Annotated in this window: 2 protein-coding genes; both read right to left on the bottom strand. The window is 73.5% G+C overall.

The window, feature by feature from the left end:
* Positions 1–12,231 carry an SDR family NAD(P)-dependent oxidoreductase gene (locus tag ACJX2R_RS44470; RefSeq protein ID WP_413104716.1) on the bottom strand — a complete coding sequence of 4,077 codons (12,231 nt, stop codon included), beginning with the start codon at positions 12,229–12,231 and terminating at the stop codon, positions 1–3.
* A 41-nt stretch (positions 12,232–12,272) separates the two neighbouring features.
* Entirely contained in the window at positions 12,273–18,971 is a 6,699-nt protein-coding gene (locus ACJX2R_RS44465; RefSeq protein ID WP_413104715.1) for an SDR family NAD(P)-dependent oxidoreductase, read from the bottom strand.
* Between the last annotated feature and the right edge of the window lie 19 nt (positions 18,972–18,990).

Raw genomic sequence — 18,990 nt, 5'->3', positions numbered from 1 at the left:
TCAGGGCAGTTCACGGTCAATGAGCTCGAACATCTCGTCGTCCGAGGCGGCTTCGAGGGTGTCGAAGCCGGTCGCGCCGGCCGGGTCGCCTGACCCGGCGCCGTTCCACTTCGCCAGCAGGGCGCCCAGCCGTTGGGCGATCCGCTGTCGGCCTTCGTCGTCCGTGTCGAGGGTGGCCAGGGTGGTGTCCAGCCTGGCCAGCTCGCCCAGGACCGGGTCGACGGCGTCCCGCCCCGGTGTGGCCCCGTCGCCGGGGGCCAGCCGTTCCAGCAGGTGGTCGGCGAGTACGGCCGCCTCCGGGTAGTCGAAGACCATCCCGGCGGGCAGGCGCAGTCCGGTGGCGGCGGCGAGGCGGTTGCGCAGTTCGACGGCGGTCAGGGAGTCGAAGCCCAGCTCCTTGAAGCTGGCCTCTGCCTGCACGGCGTCCACGTCGGCGTGTCCGAGCACCGTGGCGGCGTGGCCACGGACCAGGTTGAGGACGAGCCGGTGTCGTTCGGCCGTGGACAGGCCCGCGAGCCGGGCGCCCCAGTCGACCTGCCGGTCCTCCCCGGCCGCCGCCGCGGTGCGCCGCCCGGCGCCGCCACCGCCACCGCCGCCCGTGGCGGCCAGGGCGCGCAGCGTCGCGGGCAGGCTGTCGGCGGGCAGTCCGGCGAGGGTACGCGGGTCCACCTGGGCGGCGATCAGATGGGCGCCGCCATGCTGGAGGGCGGCGTCGAGCAGGGCCAGACCGTGCCGGGTGCTCAGGGCGGCCACGCCGGTACGGGACATCCGGGCCAGATCCGCCTCGGCGAGGTGTCCGGTCATGCCGCTCGCGTCGGCCCACAGGCCCCAACCGATCGAGACGCCTGGCAGCCCGAGGGCCCGGCGGTGGGCGGCGAGGGCGTCACAAAAGGCGTTGGCGGCGGCGTAGTTGGCCTGTCCCGGACTGCCGAGTGTGCCCGCGGCGGAGGAGAAGAGGACGAACATGCCGAGCCGGAGATGCGCCGTCGCCGTGTGCAGTTGGGCCGCGGCCGTGGCCTTGGCCGTCCAGACCCGCGCCAGCCGTTCGGGGGTCTGTGAGGTCACCACCGCGTCGTCCAGCACGCCGGTGGCGTGGATGACCCCGGTCAGCGGATGCTCGGGGTCGACCCCGGCCACCAGCTCCGCCACCGCCGAGGCGTCGGTGACATCCACCGCCGCGACGCGCACCCGCGCGCCCAGTTCCTCCAGCCGGGCGGTCAGGTCGCGGGCGCCCGGGGCGTCCGGCCCCCGCCTGCTCACCAGCAGCAGATGGCGGATGCCCCAGGCGCGGACGAGGTGTTCGGCGATGTAGCCGCCCAGGGTGCCGGTGCCGCCGGTGATGAGGACCGTGCCGTCCGGGTCGACCGCGGCGGGTACGTCGAGCACCAGCTTGCCGGTGTGCTTGGCCTGGCTCAGCTGCCGTAGCGCGTCCCGCGCCCGGCTGAGCGGCCAGGGCCGTACGGGTGCGGGCCGCAGCACTCCGGCGGCGAACAGCTCGCTCAACTCGTGCAGCATCTCCCCGATGCGGTCCGGCCCGGCATCGGGGACCAGGTCGAAGGCGCGGTAGCGGACGCCCGTACGCACGGCGGCGAGCTGCTCAGGACCGCGGATGTCGGTCTTGCCCATCTCGGAGAGCCGTCCACCGTCGGCCAGCAGCCGAAGGGAGGCGTCCACGAACGGCCCGGCGAGGCTGTTGAGCACCACGTCGACACCACGTCCGCCGGTGGCCTCGCGGAACGCCTCCTCGAAGTCCAGATCGCGCGACGAGGCCCGGTGCGCCTGGTCGATGCCCATCTCCTCCAGCACACCGTGCTTGCCGGGGCTCGCCGTGGCATAGACCTCGGCGCCCAGGTGGCGGGCGATCCCCACCGCCGCCATGCCGACGCCGCCGGTGGCGGCGTGGATCAGCACCGTTTCGCCGCTCCGCAGCCCGGCCAGGTCCACCAGCCCGTACCAGGCGGTGAGGAACACCACCGGTACGGCGGCCGCCTGCCGGAAGCTCCAGCCGTCGGGGATCGGCACGACCATGCGCGCGTCCGCCACCGCCCACGGTCCGAACGCGCCCTCGAACAGGCCCATGACCCGGTCGCCCACCGCGAGCCCGGTCACCTCCGGGCCGATGTCCACGACCACTCCGGCGCCCTCGCTGCCGCGGAACACCCCGCCCCCGGGGTACATCCCGACGACGATGAGCGCATCGCGGAAGTTCATGCCCGCCGCGTGCACCGCGATCCGGACCTCTCCCGGCCCCAGCGGCTCCAACACCTCGGGGCACGGGACGGGCGTCACATGGTCCACGGTGGACGCGCCCGCCACGGCGAGCCGCCACGCGGACTGTGCCACCGGGCCCACCAGACCACCGCTGCCAGGGCCGCCCGCACGCATCAGGCGGGGTGCCCGTACCCGGCCGGAGCCCACCGCCACCTGCGGTTCGTCCAGGGCGACGGCCCTCCGCACACCGTCCAGCACCGCCGCGCCGATCTCGTCGGGGTCGGGCGCGCCGTGCGGATCGCGGTCGAGCAGGATGAACCGGTCCGGGTTCTCCGCCTGTGCGCTGCGCAGCAGCCCCCACACCGCGGCACCGGCCGTGTCCACGGCCCCCGAGCCGGGGTCCTCCGCCACCGGGCCACCGGACGCGACCGCGCCGTGTGTCACCACCACCAAGCGGCTGTCGGTCAGCCGGGGTTCGGCCAGCCAGCCCCGCAGCAGGTCCAGGGTTCGCCGTACGGCCGCCAGGGCATCGGCCTCGGCGGTCCCGATGTCCACGGCGGCGGTGGTCGAGGCCGGTACGGCGGTCAGCGCCACCGAGGGCACGGGGGTCCCGGCGTCGATCGCCGCGACCAGCGACTCCAGGTCCGGGTGGCGGACCACGCCCGAGGGGGCCCAGTCCAGGCCCTCGGAGCCCAGCGCCACCCAGCCGCCGTCCCCGGCCACCGGCCGTGGCAGGCCCGTGTCCGCGCCGGGTGCCGGCTCGGGGAGCGGGATCCAGTCCAGGGTGAACAGCCCGTCCACGGCGCCTCGTCCGGCGGTCCGCAGCTGATCCGTACGGGCCGGGCGCAGCACCAGCGAGTCAACCGTCAGAACCGGGTCTCCCACGGCGTCGGCCACGGCGATACGCAGCGCCCGCTCGCCGTCCGCGCCCTGCTCACGCGGGGACAGCCGGACGCGTACGGTGGTCGCTCCGGCGGCCCACAGGGACACGCCGTTCCAGGCGAACGGCAGCCACACCTGGCCGTCGTCGTGCTGCTCCTCGGGCCGGTCGGGTTGGTCGGGTTGGTCGGGTTGGTCAACCCGGTCGGTCCGGTGGGTCCGGTCGGTCCGGTCGGTTCGACCGGACCGGTCGAGGAGGGACGCCGGGTGCAGCGCGGCGTCCAGCAGCGCCGGGTGAATGCCGAATCCTGCCCGGTCGCCCGCGGCTTCGGGCAGCGCCACCTCGGCGAGTACATCCGCGCCGTCGCGCCACAGCTTCCGGACGCCCTGGAACGCGGGGCCGTATCCATATCCGGCGGCCTCGGCACGCTCGTAGAAGCCGTCCGTGTCCAGCGCCTCCGCGCTCGCCGGGGGCCAGGTCCCGGCGGGCCGGGGTGCCGGTTCGCCCTGGGGGCAGAGTACGCCGATCGCATGGCATACCCAGACCGGGTCGGCGGTGGTTTCGGCGTCGCGGTCGGGCCGGGAGTACACCCGTACGTCGCGGCGTCCGTCGTCGGCGGCCTCGCCCACCACCACCTGGACGCGCAGCCCACCGGTGTCGGGGAGGACGAGCGGGACTCGCAGGGCGAGTTCCTCCACCGTGCCGCAGCCCGCCTCGTCGGCGGCCCGCAGCGCCCATTCGACCTGGGCCGCGCCCGGCACCAGCCGGGCGCCCGCCACCACGTGTTCGCCGAGCCAGCCCTCGCCGCCACCGGCGGTCAGCCGTCCGGTGAGCAGATGGGTGCTGCCGTCGGCGAGCTCCACGGCCGCGCCGAGCAGCGGGTGTTCGGCGGAGACCAGGCCGAGGTCGGTGGGGTCGCCGCCCCGGCCCGCGGCGCCCTCGAGCCAGTAGCGCTCGCGCTGGAAGGCGTAGGTGGGCAGCGGCACGGTGCGGGGCGCGGGGTCGGTGGGGAACAGCGTGGTCCAGTCGACGTCGACCCCAGCGGTGAACGCCTGGGCCAGCGATCGCACCAACTGGGCGAGACCGCCGTGGTCCCGGCGCAGGGTGGGGACGGTGGCGGCGGGCACGCCCGCCTCTTCGAAGCTCTCCTGCATGCCCACCGTCAGGACGGGATGGGTGCTGGCCTCGATGAACACCCGGTGGCCATCGGCCAGCAGCGCCTGGATCGCCTCGGCGAACCGTACCGGCTCCCGCAGGTTCCGTACCCAGTAGCCGGTGTCCAGGACGGAGCCGTCGGCACGGGCACCCGTCACGGTGGAGTAGAACACCACCCCGGAGGATCCGGAGGATCCGGGTGTGCCGACCGGGTCAACTCCCCTGAGCAATTGGGTGAGTTCGTCGGCGATCTCATCGACCTGGGGGCTGTGCGAGGCGTAGTCCACCTCGATCGTCCTGGCCCGTTCCCCGGTGTCCCGGCAGGCGGCCACGGCCGCGGCCACCTGCTCCGGCGGGCCGGACACCACCGTGGAGGCGGGGCCGTTCACGGCGGCCACGACCACGGCGTTGGCACGGTCGCCGAGGCCGGACAGCAGATCCGTGGCCTGCTGCTGACCCACGCCGAGGGAGGCCATGGCCCCGCCACCGGCCAGTTGGCGCAGCGCCCGGCTGCGCAGGGCCACGATCCGGGCGCCGTCCTCCAAGGTGAGCGCCCCGGCCACACAGGCGGCGGCGATCTCGCCCTGGCTGTGGCCCACGACGGCGGCGGGCCGCACCCCGTGGCCCGCCCATACGGCGGCCAGGGACACCATCACCGCCCAGAGCACCGGCTGCACCACGTCCACCCGGCTCAGATCGCCCGCGCCGTCCACGCCGCGCAGCACATCGGTGAGCGACCAGTCGACGTGCGGCGCGAGTGCTCGTTCGCATTCGGCCACCCGGGCGGCGAACACCGGTGAGGCGTCCAGCAGTCCGGCGCCCATCCCGATCCACTGCGAGCCCTGCCCGGGGAAGACCAGCACCGGACCCGCGCCGCCCGTGGTGGCGGCCGTGCCGGTGTGCACCACGCCCGGGTGTGTCTCGTCGGCCGCCAGCGCCTCGATGGCCGCCATCAGCTCGGCGCGGCTCTCGCCGACCACCACGGCGCGGTGGTCGAACAGGGTACGGGAGCGGATGAGGGACCAGCCCACCTCGACGGGCGGGGCGGAGGGGCCGGTGGCCAGCCGCGCGGCCAGCGCCCGCGCCTGGTCCCGCAGCGCGCCCGCGCCCCGCGCGGACAGCACCCAGGGCACCACTCGGGGGCCATCGGACTCGAGCTCGGACTCCGTACGCTGGTGGGGGGCCTGCTCCAGGATCACATGGGCGTTGGTGCCGCTGATGCCGAAGGAGGACACACCGGCCCGGCGCGGACGCTCGTCCGCCGGCCACTCGACCGCCTCGGTCAGCAGCCGCACTCCGTCGTCGTCCCACTCCACATGCGGGCTCGGCTCATCGATGTGCAGCGAGGCGGGCAGCAGGCCATGCCGCATCGCCATCACCATCTTGATCACACCCGCCGCGCCCGCGGCGGCCTGCGTATGACCGATGTTGGACTTGATGGAGCCGAGCCACAGCGGACGCCCCTCCCGCCGCTCCTGCCCGTACGTGGCCAGCAGCGCCTGCGCCTCGATGGGATCGCCGAGTGTGGTGCCCGTGCCGTGGGCCTCGACCACGTCGACGTCCGCCGGGGAGAGCCGTGCGGTGGCCAGGGCCTGCCGGATCACCCGCTGCTGGGACGGCCCGTTCGGCGCGGTCAGACCGTTGGACGCGCCGTCCTGGTTGACCGCCGACCCACGGATCACCGCCAGCACCTCACGGCCGTTGCGGTGCGCGTCCGACAGCCGCTCCAGGACGAGCAGCCCGATGCCCTCGCCCCAGCCGGTGCCGTCGGCCGCCGCGGCGAACGGCTTGCAGCGGCCGTCCGGGGCCAGTCCGCGCTGCCGCGAGAACTCCACGAAGGTGTTCGGTGTGGCCATCACCGTGACGCCACCGGCCAGGGCCAGGGTGCACTCGCCCTGCCGCAGGGCCTGCGCCGCGAGATGCATCGCCACCAGCGAGGACGAACACGCCGTGTCCACCGTCACCGCCGGTCCCTCCAGGCCGAAGGTGAACGCCACCCGGCCGGAGGCGATGCTCGGTGTGCTGCCGGTCATCAGCCGGCCCTCGACACCCTCGGGGGTACGGCCCAGGAAGCGGCTTCCGTAGTCGTCGTACATCACCCCGGTGATCACCGCGCTGCGGCTGCCGCGCAGGCTCACCGGGTCGATGCCCGCGCTCTCGAACGCCTGCCACGCCGTCTCCAGCAGCAGCCGCTGCTGCGGGTCGGTGGCCAGCGCCTCGCGGGGCGAGATCCCGAAGAACTCCGCGTCGAACCGCGGTGCCCCGTAGAGGAATCCGCCCTCGCGTGCGTAGCTGGTACCGGTGTGGTCCGGGTCGGGGTCGAAGAGGCCCCCGAGGTCCCAGCCGCGGTCCGCGGGGAACTCCCCGATCGCGTCCACACCCTCGGCCACCAGCCGCCACAGCTCCTCGGGGGAGCCGACGCCGCCCGGATAGCGGCAGGCCATGCCGACGATGGCGATCGGGTCGTCGTCGGTGGCCACGACGGCCGGCGCCGTCGGGAGCGGTGTCCCGGCCGGTGCGCCGACCAGCCGCTCCCGCACGAAGCGCACCAGGGCGTCGGGGGTCGGATAGTCGAAGATGACGGTGGCCGGGATCCGGGTGCCGGTGGCGGCGTTGAGCCGGTTGCGCAGGTCGAGTGCCGTGAGCGAGTCGAAGCCGAGGTCCTGGAAGGCCCTGCCCAGGTCGATGGCCTCGGGTGCGGGATGGGCGAGCACGGTGGCCACCTGGTCGCGTACCAGCTCTCCGACGAGCCGGTCCTGCTCCTCGGTGGACAGCCCGGCGAGCCGCCCGGACAAGGAGCCCGAACCGGTGGGCCGCGCGGCCCGCGTGGGGATGTGCACCAGCCGCCGGAGTACGGGCGGAAGTGGCCCGGCGGCGGCCCGGGTGCGCAGCGCCGCGAGGTCGAAGCGCGCGGGGACGAGCGTGGGGTGGTCGGTGGTGAGCGCCGCGTCGAGCGACGCCAGCGCCTGCTCGTTGGAGACGGCGGCGACACCGGAGCGGGCCATCCTGGCGAGGTCCGCGTCGTCCAGGTGGCCGGTCATGCCACCGGCGGACGCCAGCAGCCCCCAGGCCAGCGTGTGGGCCGTCCGCCCCTCGGCGCAGCGGTGCTCGGCGAGGGCGTTGAGGAACATGTTGGCCGCGGCGTAGTTGGCCTGGCCGCCGTTGCCCATGATGGAGGCGGCGGAGGAGAACATCACGAACGCGGCCGGATCCATGTCCCGGGTCAGCCGGTGCAGATGCCACGCGGCATCCAGCTTCGGGGCGAGTACGGTGTCGAGTTGCTCGGGGGTCATGGCGGTGACCACACCGTCGTCGAGCACCCCCGCGGCGTGGATGACCGCCGTCAGCGGATGGGCTTCGGGGAGCGTGGCGAGCAGGGCGGCCAGCGCCTCGGGGTCGGCGGCGTCACACGCGGTGACGCGTACGTCCGCCGCGCCCAGCGCGGTCAGTTCGTCCGCGAACGCGTCGATGTCCTCCGTGATGCCACCGCGCCGGCTGACCAGCAGCAGATGGCGGGCGCCGTGTGCGGCGACCAGATGGCGGGCGACCAGCCGGCCCAGCGCTCCGGTGCCACCGGTGATCAGTGCGGTGCCGTCCGGGTCGAGGGCGCGGGGCGGTCCGTCTTGGTCAGGGCGGACGGTGACCAGACGGGGCACATGGGCCGTTCCCGCCCGCACCGCCACCTCGGATTCGGCACCCGCGACGGCGGCGGGGAGGACGGTGCGCAGGGCATCGCGCGAGGCGGGGTCGTCGTCCAGGTCGAGCAGCAGGACGCGCTCGGGGTGTTCGGCCTGGGCGGCGCGGACCAGGCCCCATACGGGCGCGGTGGCCAGGTCGGCGGGCCCGTCCCCGGGGCCGGTGGCGACCGCACCACGGGTGGCGACGACCAGCCGGGACCCGCTGAACCGCTCGTCCATCAGCCAGGTGCGCAGCGCGTCGAGGACGTGCTGGACCGCCGCGCGTACGCGGGCGGGCGTTTCGTCCGGGCGCGTGGAGAGTGCGCCGGGGCATTCGAGGATGACGATGTCGGGGGCGGGCCGTCCGCCGTCCAGGGCGGCTTGTAGTGCGGCCAGGTCCGGGTGTGCCGGGAGGGCCCGGTCCGGGTCCTGGGATCCGACGAGCGCCCAACTCGCCGGGGGCGGGGCGGTGTCGGCGGGGACCGGATACGGCTGCCAGTCCAGGCGGTACAGCGGGGCGTCGGCAGCGGCGGCGCGGGCCGAGCGCCAGCGGTCGGCGGGAATCTCCCGCAACCCGAGGGCGTCGATGCTGGCCACGGGCGCGCCGTGGTCGTCGGTCAGCCTCAGGGTGATGGTGTCCGGGGCGGTGGGGGTGATGCGTACGCGCAGCCGGGTGGCACCGGTGGCGAAGAGCCGCACCCCGCCGAAGGAGAACGGCAGCCGGATGGTCCCCTCGGCGCCGTCCGGCGCGTGGTCGCCGCTGAGGCGGCCCGTGCCACCGGAGCCGCCGGAACTGCCGAAGCCGCCGAAGAGCTCTTCCACCGGGTGCAGTGCGCTGTCGAGCAGAGCGGGGTGCAGCCCGTAGCCGTCGGCCTCGCCGCGCTGTTCGGGGGGCAGACGTACCTCGGCGAACATCTCGTCGCCGAGCCGCCATGCGGTGTGCAGTCCGCGGAAGGCGGGCCCGTAGGCGTACCCCTGCGCGGCCAGGCGCTCGTACAGGTCCGCCACGTCCACCGGGACGGCCTCGGCGGGTGGCCAGGCCGTGGCGGACGGCTCGTCGTCGGGCGGTGGCGTGGCCGCGTCGGACAGGAGGCCGGTGGCGTGGTGGCGCCAGGCGGCCGGGGCATCCAGGATGTCGCCGCCCTCGTCGGCGGGGCGCGAGGCGATGGTGACGGTCCGTCGTCCGGCCTCGTCGGGCGGGGTGACGGCGAGCTGGATCCGTACCGCGCCGGAGGCGGGCAGGATCAGCGGGGCCTCCAGGGTGAGGTCGTCGATCAGCTCGCAGCCGGTGTGCGCGGCGGCGAGGAGGCCCAGCTCCAGCAGGGCCGTGCCGGGCAGGGGGACGCTGTCCGCGATGGTGTGGTCGGCGAGCCAGGCGTGGGTGTGCGCGGACAGCCGTCCGGTGAGCAGCAGCCCGCCGTCGGGCGTTTCCACGGCGGCCTGGAGCAGGGGGTGGCCGGTGGCGCCGAGGCCGACGGCGCGTACGTCGGCGGTGGCGTTCTGGACGGGCCGCCAGTAGCGCTGCCGCTGGAACCGGTAGGTGGGCAGGTCCACATGGTCCGCGTCCTCGGGGATGGCGGCGGCGAAGTCGACCGTGCCGCCGTCGATGTGCGTCAGGGCGAGGGCGGTCAGCAGCGTACGGGGTTCGTCGCGGCCCGGACGCAGGGCGGTGGCGAACACGGGCGCGGGGTCCGGGGTGTCGGCGGTGTCGGCGGTGTCGGCGGCCAGGGCGTCCTGGGCCATGGTGGTGAGGACGGCGTCCGGGCCGAGTTCGAGGTAGCGCGTCACGCCTTCGCCGTGCAGGGTGCGCAGTCCGTCGTGGAACCGTACGGGCTCGATGACGTGGCGCACCCAGTACTCGGGGTCGCGCAGTTGCTCGGGGTCGGCCTGCCGACCGGTGACGTTGGAGATCAACGGGATGCGCGGTGCGTGGTAGGTGAGCCGCCGCGCCACCTCGCGGAAGTCGTCGAGCATGGGGGCCAGGAGGGGCGAGTGGAAGGCGTGGCTGACCCGGAGCCGCTTGGTGCGGTGCCCTCGCTCCTTCAGGGTGCGGGCGATCCCGTCCACGGTTTCGGCGGCTCCGGACACGACCACCGAAGTGGGGCCGTTGACCGCGGCGAGCGCCACGCGGTCCTCATGGCCCGCGAGCAGGGGGAGAAGCTGCTCCTCGGTGGCTTCCACGGCGGCCATCGCGCCGCCGGAGGGCAGCGCCTGCATCAACCGGCCGCGGGCGGCGACCAGTTCGCAGGCGTCCGGCAGGGACAGCACGCCCGCCACATGTGCCGCCACCAGTTCGCCGACGGAGTGTCCGGTCAGGAACGAGGGGGTGAGGCCGAACGACTCGACCAGCCGGAAGAGCGCGGTCTCCAGGGCGAAGAGGGCCGCCTGGGTCACACCGGTGCCGTGCAGGGCCCGCGCCTGGTCGGTGTCCTCCGCCGCGAAGAGGATCTCGCGGAGCGGCCGGCCGGGCAGCGGATCGAGATGGGCGCAGACCTCGTCCAGGGTGGCGGCGAACACCTCGAAGGTCCGGTACAGCTCACGGCCCATACCGGGCCGCTGGCTGCCCTGGCCGGTGAACATGATGGCGGTGCCACCGGAGCGGGTCGCCGCCGTGGCCCTGAGCAGCCCGGGGTGGCTCCGGTCGTCGGCCAGGGCCCGTACGGCGGCCAGCAGCTCGTCACGGTCCTCGCCGATGGCCACGGCCCGGTGCTCGAAGGCCGAGCGGGTCCGGGCCAGCGACCAGCCCACATCGGCCACGGGCAGCCCGGGGTGGGCGGTGAGGTGGGCGGCCAGCGCCTCGGCCTGGTCCCGTAACGCCTGGCCGGTACGGGCGGACACCACCCAGGGCACCACGCGGCGGTCCGGCGTCGCCGCCTCCACGGCGGTCGGCTCAGGGGTCCCGCCCGACGCGGAGGGTTCGTCGGCGGGGGGCTGTTCGAGCAGCAGATGGGCGTTGGTCCCGGAGATGCCGAAGGAGGACACCGCGGCCCGGCGGGGCCGCTCGCCACGCGGCCACTCGACGGCTTCGGTGAGCAGGCGTACGGCGCCGGGGTCCCATGCCACATGGGGCGTGGGCTCGTTGACGTTCAAGGTGGCGGGCAGCGTCTCATGCCGCATCGCCATGATCATCTTGATGACACCGGCCACACCCGCGGCGCCCTGGGTGTGTCCGATGTTGGACTTGACCGACCCCAGCCACAGCGGCCGGTCCTCGGTCCGGTCCCGGCCGTAGGTGGCGAGCAGCGCATGGGCCTCGATGGGATCGCCGAGACGGGTTCCGGTGCCATGCGCCTCCACCACGTCCACCTCGTCCGGGGACAGCCGTGCGTTCGCCAACGCCTGGAGGATGACGCGCTGTTGGGAGGGTCCGTTGGGCGCGGTCAGCCCGTTGGAGGCGCCGTCCTGGTTGATGGCCGAGCCCCGGATCACCGCCAGCACCCGGTGGCCGTTGCGCCGGGCGTCGGACAGCCGCTCCAGCAGCACCAGGCCCACGCCCTCGGAGAAGGCGGTGCCGTCGGCGTCGGCGGAGAACGCCTTGCACCGGCCGTCGGGGGCCAGCCCCCGCTGCCGGGAGAACTCGGTGAAGACGTTCGGAACGGCCATCACCGTCACCCCGCCGGCCAGGGCCAGGGTGCACTCGCCCTGCCGCAGCGCCTGACCGGCCAGGTGCATCGAGACCAGCGAGGACGAGCACGCCGTGTCCACCGTGACGGCCGGGCCCTCCAGGCCGAGGGTGTACGCCACCCGGCCGGAGAGCACACTGGGCGCGTTGCCCGTCACCAGATAGCCCTCGGCGCTCTTCTCGATATGCGGGGTGCCGAAGCCGGGCAGCGCGGTCCCGGCGTACACGCCCGTCGAGGTGCCCTTCAGCGAGGCCGGGTCGATTCCGGCCCGTTCGAGCAGTTCCCAGGACACCTCGAGCAGCAGCCGCTGCTGCGGGTCGATCACCAGCGCCTCGCGCGGGCTGATCCCGAAGAACTCGGGGTCGAAGCGGTCGGCGTCGTAGAGGAAGCCGCCCTCGCGCGCATGGCTGGTGCCCGGGTGGTCCGGGTCCGGATGGAACAGTCCCTCCAGGTCCCAGCCGCGGTCGTCGGGGAACTCCCCCATCGCGTGCGCCCCGGAGGCCAGGAGCCGCCACAGCGCCTCGGGCGAGTCGGCCCCGCCGGGATAGCGGCAGGCCATGCCGATCACGGCCACCGGCTCCTGGGAGCGGTCCTCCAGCTCGCGCAGCCGCTGACGCGTTTCGTGCAGATCGCCTGCCACTCGCCTCAGATAGTCGACCAGCTTCTCTTCATTAGCGTGCGTCACGGAGGATCACCCGGCCTTCAGCGAAGGGCGCGCCACGTTGTTCATGACAGGCCAAGTTCGTTGTCGATGAATTCCAGAACCTGATCGGCGGTCGCCACCTGCAACCGCTCCACGGCGTTGCCGTCGTCCGCCCGCGCCGACGAGCACATCGCCTTCCACTTGGACAGCAAGGTCTCCAGCCGGACGGTGACCGCCCCGGAGTCCACGTCCTCGACGCCGACGGCCGACAGGCTGTTCTCCAGCCTGACCAGCTCATTGAGGACGGGGTGGGGCTGGGCTACGGCTGGGTCCGGGGCGCCCGGCTCACCGTCCGGGGAGAGCTCCCCGCGCAGATGCTCGGCCAGCGCCGCCGCCTCCGGGTGGTCGAAGACGAGCGCCGCGGGCAGCCGCAGTCCGGTGGCCGCGGCCAGCCGGTTGCGCAGCTCCACGGCGGTCAGCGAGTCGAAGCCGAGGTCCTTGAACGACGCGTCCGGCCGCACCACACCGGGATCGGCGTGGCCGAGGACCGTGGCCGCCTGGGTGCGCACCAGGTTGAGCAGCAGCCGGTGCTGTTCGGTGGGCGGCAGCCCCGCGAGCCGGCCCGCCCAGTCGGTGTTCAGTCCACCGGCGGCCGCCGTGGGCCGGGCCCGCCCGCCGCCGCCGACGGTGGCCAGAGCCCTCAGGGGGGCGGGGAGGGTGGCGGGCGCCTGAGCGGCGAGGGAGCCGGTGTCCAGATGGAGCGCCAGCAGATGCGGATGGCCGTGGTGGCAGGCCGCGTCCAGCAGCGCCAGCCCCTCCTCCGTGCTGTTGGCCTTGATGCCCAGGCGGGCGATCCGGGCCAGATCGGCATCGGCGAGCCGTGCGGTCAGGCCGCTGGTGGCCGCCCAGAGTCCCCAGGCCACCGACAGCCCGGGAAGCCCGGCCGCCTGGCGGCGAGCGGCCAGGGCGTCGCAAAAGGCGTTGGCGGCGGCGTAGTTGGCCTGGCCGGGCGTACCGAGGTCGGAGGCGAAGGAGGAGAACAGGACGAACATGCCCAGCCGCAGATGCTCGGTGGCGGTGTGCAGATGGGCCGCCGCCGCGGCCTTCGCCGCCCAGGCCCGCGCCAGCCGCTTCGGATCCTGTGCGGGAAGCATCGCGTCGTCCAGCGCCCCCGCCGCGTGCACGACCCCGGTCAGCGGGTGCGCCGGGTCGATGCCCGCGAGGACTTCCGCCACCTGTGCAGGGTCGCCGATGTCGCGGGCGGCGATGCGTACGTCGGCCCCCAGGTCGGCGAGCTGGGTCGTCAGCTCCTTCGCCCCGGGCGCGTCCGGGCCGCTGCGGCTCACCAGCAGTAGATGGCGGATGTTCCGGCTACGGACAAGGTGCTCGGCGACGCGTGCGCCGAGGGTGCCGGTGCCGCCGGTGATGAGCACGGTGCCGTCCGGATCCACCGGGGCGGGGACGTCCAGGACCAGCTTGCCGGTGTGCTTGGCCTGACTGAGACACCGCAACGCCTCACGCGCCCGGCTGAGCGGCCACGCCCGTACCGGGGGCGGCTCCAGCACACCGGAGGCGAACAACTCGCCCAGTTCGCACAGCATTTCGCCGATGCGGTCAGGACCGGCGTCGGCGATCAGGTCGTAGGCCCGGTACGTCACTCCGGGATGCCCGGCCGCGATCAGCTCCGGATCGCGGATGTCGGTCTTGCCCATCTCCAGCAACCGCCCGCCCTCGCCGAGGAGACGCAGCGAGGCGTCCACGAACTCACCGGCGAGGCTGTTGAGCACCACGTCCACACCACGGCCACCGGTGGCCTCACGGAACGCCTCCTCGAAGTCCAGGTCGCGCGACGAAGCGCGGTGGGCCGCGTCGATGCCCATCTCCTCCAGCACCCCGTGCTTGCCGGGGCTCGCCGTCGCGTAGACCTCCGCGCCGAGATGCCGGGCAATCCGCACGGCGGCCGTTCCCACGCCACCGGTCGCGGCATGGATCAGGACGCGCTCGCCCGCCTGGAGCCCGCCCAGCTCCACGAGCCCGTACCAGGCGGTGAGGAACACGACGGGTGCCGCGGCCGCCTGCCGGAAGGTCCAGGCTTCGGGGACGGGTACGACCGTACGGGCGTCCGCCACGGCCAGTGGGCCGAACGCGCCCTCGAACAGGCCCATCACCCGGTCGCCCACGGCGAGTCCGGACACGCCGGGGCCAACCTCCCGCACCACACCGGCGCCCTCGCTGCCACCGAACACCGCGTCGCCGGGGTACATCCCCAACACCATCAGCGCATCGCGGAAGTTGACACCCGCCGCGTGGACATCGATGCGCACCTGGCCCTCCCGCAGCGGCTCCAGCGCCTCCGGGCACGCCACCGGCCGTACGCCGTCCACCGTCCCGGCGCCGTCGAGCCCGAGCCGCCACGCGGACTGCCCCACCGGGGCCGCCAGGCCCGCACTCGGCGCGGCGCGCACCAGTCGGGGCATCAGCGCCCGCCCCGCGCGCAGGGCCAGCTGCGACTCGTCCATCTCGATGGCGCGTGCCACGGCATCGGCCACGAGGTCGGCGGACGCCTCCTCCTGAGGGTCGAGATCGAGCAACAGGAAACGATCCGGGTTCTCGGCCTGGGCGCTGCGCACCAGCCCCCAGACCGCGGCGCCCGCCACATCCACGCTCTCGGCCATGGGGTCAACGCCAACCGGGCCGCCGGTCGCAACGGCGCCATGCGTCACCACCACCAACCGGGCCTCGGCCAGGCGCGGCTCGGCCAGCCAGCTCTGCAAAAGCTCCAGGACCCGCTCCGCCGAGGCCAGCCCGTCGGCCGCCATCCCGCCATCCCGGGCGTGGACCGCCTCGGCGGGCTCGAGGGCAAGGACGACGGCGGGGCAGGGGGCGCCCGCGTCGAGCGCGTTGATCAACGCCTGCGGATCCGGATGGCATGCGGCGGCGGATCCGGCCGGAGCCCGGTCCTCTGGCCCCAGGATCGCCCAGTCGGCGTCGACGGCCGGGGGACGCGCGGACCGCCCGTCGCCGTTGGGCGGTGCGGGGACCGGCAAGGGGGCCCAGTCCATGACGAACAGCCCGTCCACGCCCGGCCGTTGGGCCGTACCGAGCTGATCGGCGTGGGCGGAACGCAACACCACCGCGTCGGCACTCAACACCGGGGCGCCCAGGGCGTCCGCCACGGTCACCCGCAGCGTACGTTCCCGCTCCGCGCTCGGCTCGTACGGAGAGATCCGCACCCGTACCGTGTTCGCCCCGGCCGCCCACAGCGACACCCCGTTCCAGGTGAACGGCAGCCACACCCGGCCATCGGCCGACCCGGCGTCGCTCGGTGACCCATCGGTCAGCAAGACGGGATGCAGGGCGGCGTCGAGCAGCGCCGGGTGGATACCGAACCCCGTCCGCTCCCCCGCGGCCTCGGGCAGCGCCACCTCGGCCAGCAGATCCGCACCGTCCCGCCACACGGCGCGCAGCCCCTGGAAGGCGGGGCCATACGCGTACCCCGATGCCGCGATGTGTGCGTAGAAGTCCACGGGGTCGATCGGCTTCGCACCCGCCGGTGGCCACGCCCCGCCCAGCACCTCGTGTGGCGTGGAGCTGTCGGGAGGCGGGCTGAGCACGCCCTCCGCATGGCACACCCACCCGGCCGCCGTGCCGACGCCGTCGTCGGGGCGCGAGTACATCCGCACATCACGTCGACCATCGGCGCCCGGCCCGCCGACGACCACTTGCAGGCGCACCCCACCGCTGGACGGCAGCACGAGCGGTACCTGGAGCGCCAGCTCCTCCACCCCACCGCAGCCGACCTCGTCGGCGGCCCGCAACGCCCACTCGACCAAGGCCGTCCCGGGCACCAGGACCGCGCCCGCCACGACATGGTCGGCGAGCCAGCCATGGGACTGCGCCGAGAGGCGTCCCGTCAGCAAATGGCCCTGGCCGTCGGCGAGTTCAACGGCTGCGCTCAACAGCGGATGGCCCGCGGCGACCAGTCCGAGGTCGGCGGGATCGGCTCCCCGGCCACTGAGGCCGTCGAGCCAATAGCGCTGGTGCTGGAAGGCGTACGTGGGCAGGTCCACGGTACGAGGGGTGGGGTCGGCCGGGAACGCCGCCCTCCAATCCACCTCCACCCCGGCGATGAACGCCTGGCCGAGGGAATGGAGGAGCTGAGCCTGACCACCATGGTCACGACGCAGGGTCGGTACGGCGACCGCGTCCACACCCGCCAGCTCGAAAGACTCCTGCATACCGATGGTCAACACGGGATGGGTACTGGCCTCGATAAACACCCGATACCCATCGGACAACAGCGCCCCGACCGCCTCGGCGAACCGCACCCGCTCCCGCAAATTCCGCACCCAATAGTCCGTATCCAGGGCAGATGCATCGACCCGGCCGCCCGTCACCGTCGAGTAGAACACCACCTCATCCCCGCCACCGACGACCGGGCGGACACCAGCAAGGACCTCGTTCAACTCCTCACGGATCTCATCCACCTGAGGACCGTGCGAGGCATAATCCACCTCAATCAGCCGCGCCCGCTCCGCCACCTCCTGACACCCGGCCACGACAGCGGCCACCTGCTCCGGCGGACCCGAAACCACGGTGGACGAGGGGCCATTGACGGCTGCCACGCCCACTCCGGCGGCCTGGTCTCCTAGCTCGGAGAGCAGTTGGCCCGCCCGATCCTGGCCAACGCCCAGGGAGGCCATCGCCCCACCACCGGCCAACCGCCGCAACGCCTTACTCCGCAACGCCACAACCTTCGCACCATCCTCCAACGACAGCACACCCGCCACCACAGCCGCCGCGATCTCACCCTGGCTATGACCCACCACCGCCGCAGGACACACCCCATACCCCGCCCACACCGCCGCCAACGACACCATCACCGCCCACAACACCGGCTGCACCACATCCACCCGCCCCAAATCCGCCGCACCCTCCACCCCACACAACACATCCGCAAGCGACCAATCCACATACGGCACCAACGCCCGCTCACACTCCGCCACCCGCGCCGCGAACACCGGCGACACCCCAAGCAACTCCGCACCCATACCGGCCCACTGCGAACCCTGACCGGGAAAGACCAGCACCGGACCCACATCTCCCGCAAACGCCACCGCACCCGACTCCACCACACCCGGATGCGAAACACCCCCCGCCAACGCCTCCACACCCCCCAACAACCCAGCCCGATCACCACCCACCACCACCGCCCGATGCTCAAACACCGACCGCGACGAAACCAACGACCACCCCACATCAACCAACGAAAGCCCGGACGCGCCGCCCACCCGCTCAGCCAACGCGGCAGCCTGCCCCCGCAACGCCTCCACACTCCGCCCCGACACCACCCACGGCACCACCCCGCCCACATCAGGAGCCGACACCGACGCATCATCCTCAGGAGCCTGCTCCAGGATCAGATGGGCGTTCGTGCCGGAGATGCCGAACGACGACACCGCCGCTCGGCGGGGCCGCTCCAGGTGGGGCCACTTCACCGGCTCATTCAGCAGCCGCAGCCCGCTGCCCTCCCACTCCACATGCGGGGTGGGCTCGTCCAGATGCAGGTTCGCGGGCAGTCCGGGGTGCCGGAGTGCCATCACCATCTTGATCACGCCCGCTACGCCCGCCGCCGCATGCGTATGGCCGATGTTGGACTTCAGCGAGCCCAACAGCAGTGGCCGGTCGGCGGGGCGGTTCCGGCCGTACGTGGCGATCAGGGCCTCGGCCTCGATCGGGTCGCCGAGTTTGGTGCCGGTGCCGTGTGCCTCGAGGGCGTCCACATCGCCCGGCCCCAACTGCGCGTTGGCCAGTGCCTGGCCGATGACGCGCTCCTGGGCCACGTCGTTGGGCGCGGTGAGGCCGTTGCTGGCACCGTCCTGGTTGATGGCGGAGCCCCGGATCACGGCCAGCACCCGATGGCCGTTGCGTCGGGCCTCCGAAAGCCGCTCCAGCACCACCAGCCCGACGCCTTCGGAGAAGCCGGTGCCGTCCGCGTCGGCGGCGAAGGACTTGCACCGGCCGTCCGGCGCCAGTGCGCGCTGCCGGGAGAACTCGGTGAACATGATGGGGGTGGCGAGCGAGGTGACACCGCCCGCCAGGGCCAGGGTGCACTCCCCCTGCCGCAGCGCCTGCACCGCCAGATGCATGGCCACGAGCGAGGCCGAGCATGCGGTGTCCACCGTCACCGCCGGCCCCTCCAGACCGAAGGTGTAGGCCACCCGACCCGAGATCACACTGGTGAGTCCGCCCGTGGTGGCGTAGCCCTCGAATCCCTCGGGGATGCGCGGGGCCCTGGACAGATAGTCCTGGCTGGACACACCGGCGTAGACACCGGTGCGGGTCCCCTTCAGCGACACCGGATCGATACCGGCCCGCTCCAGGGATTCCCACGCCATCTCCAGCACCAGCCGCTGCTGCGGGTCCATGGCGAGCGCTTCCCTGGGGCTGATGCCGAAGAACGCCGCGTCGAACCGGTCCGCCTCGATGAATCCGCCCTGGCGGACACAGCTGGTGCCGTAGTGCTCCGGATCGGGGTGGTAGAGGTTCTCCAGGTCCCAGCCACGGTCCGTCGGGAAGTCCCCGATCGCGTCGATGCCCGAGACGAGCAGTTCCCACAGCTCCTCCGGGGAGGTGACCCCGCCGGGAAAGCGGCAGGCCATGCCGACCACGGCCACCGGCTCGTGGGAACGCTCCTCCACCTCGCGCAAGCGCAGACGCGTATCGTGCAGATCGGCGGAAACGCGCTTAAGGTACTCGACCAGCTTCTCTTCGTTCGCCATGAGGGTCACCCGGCCTTCA

Origin of the sequence: Streptomyces sp. Inha503 (assembly GCF_047215865.1) — a bacterium.
Taxonomy (GTDB): domain Bacteria; phylum Actinomycetota; class Actinomycetes; order Streptomycetales; family Streptomycetaceae; genus Streptomyces; species Streptomyces lycopersici.
This window is presented reverse-complemented; position numbering and strand designations above follow the sequence as displayed.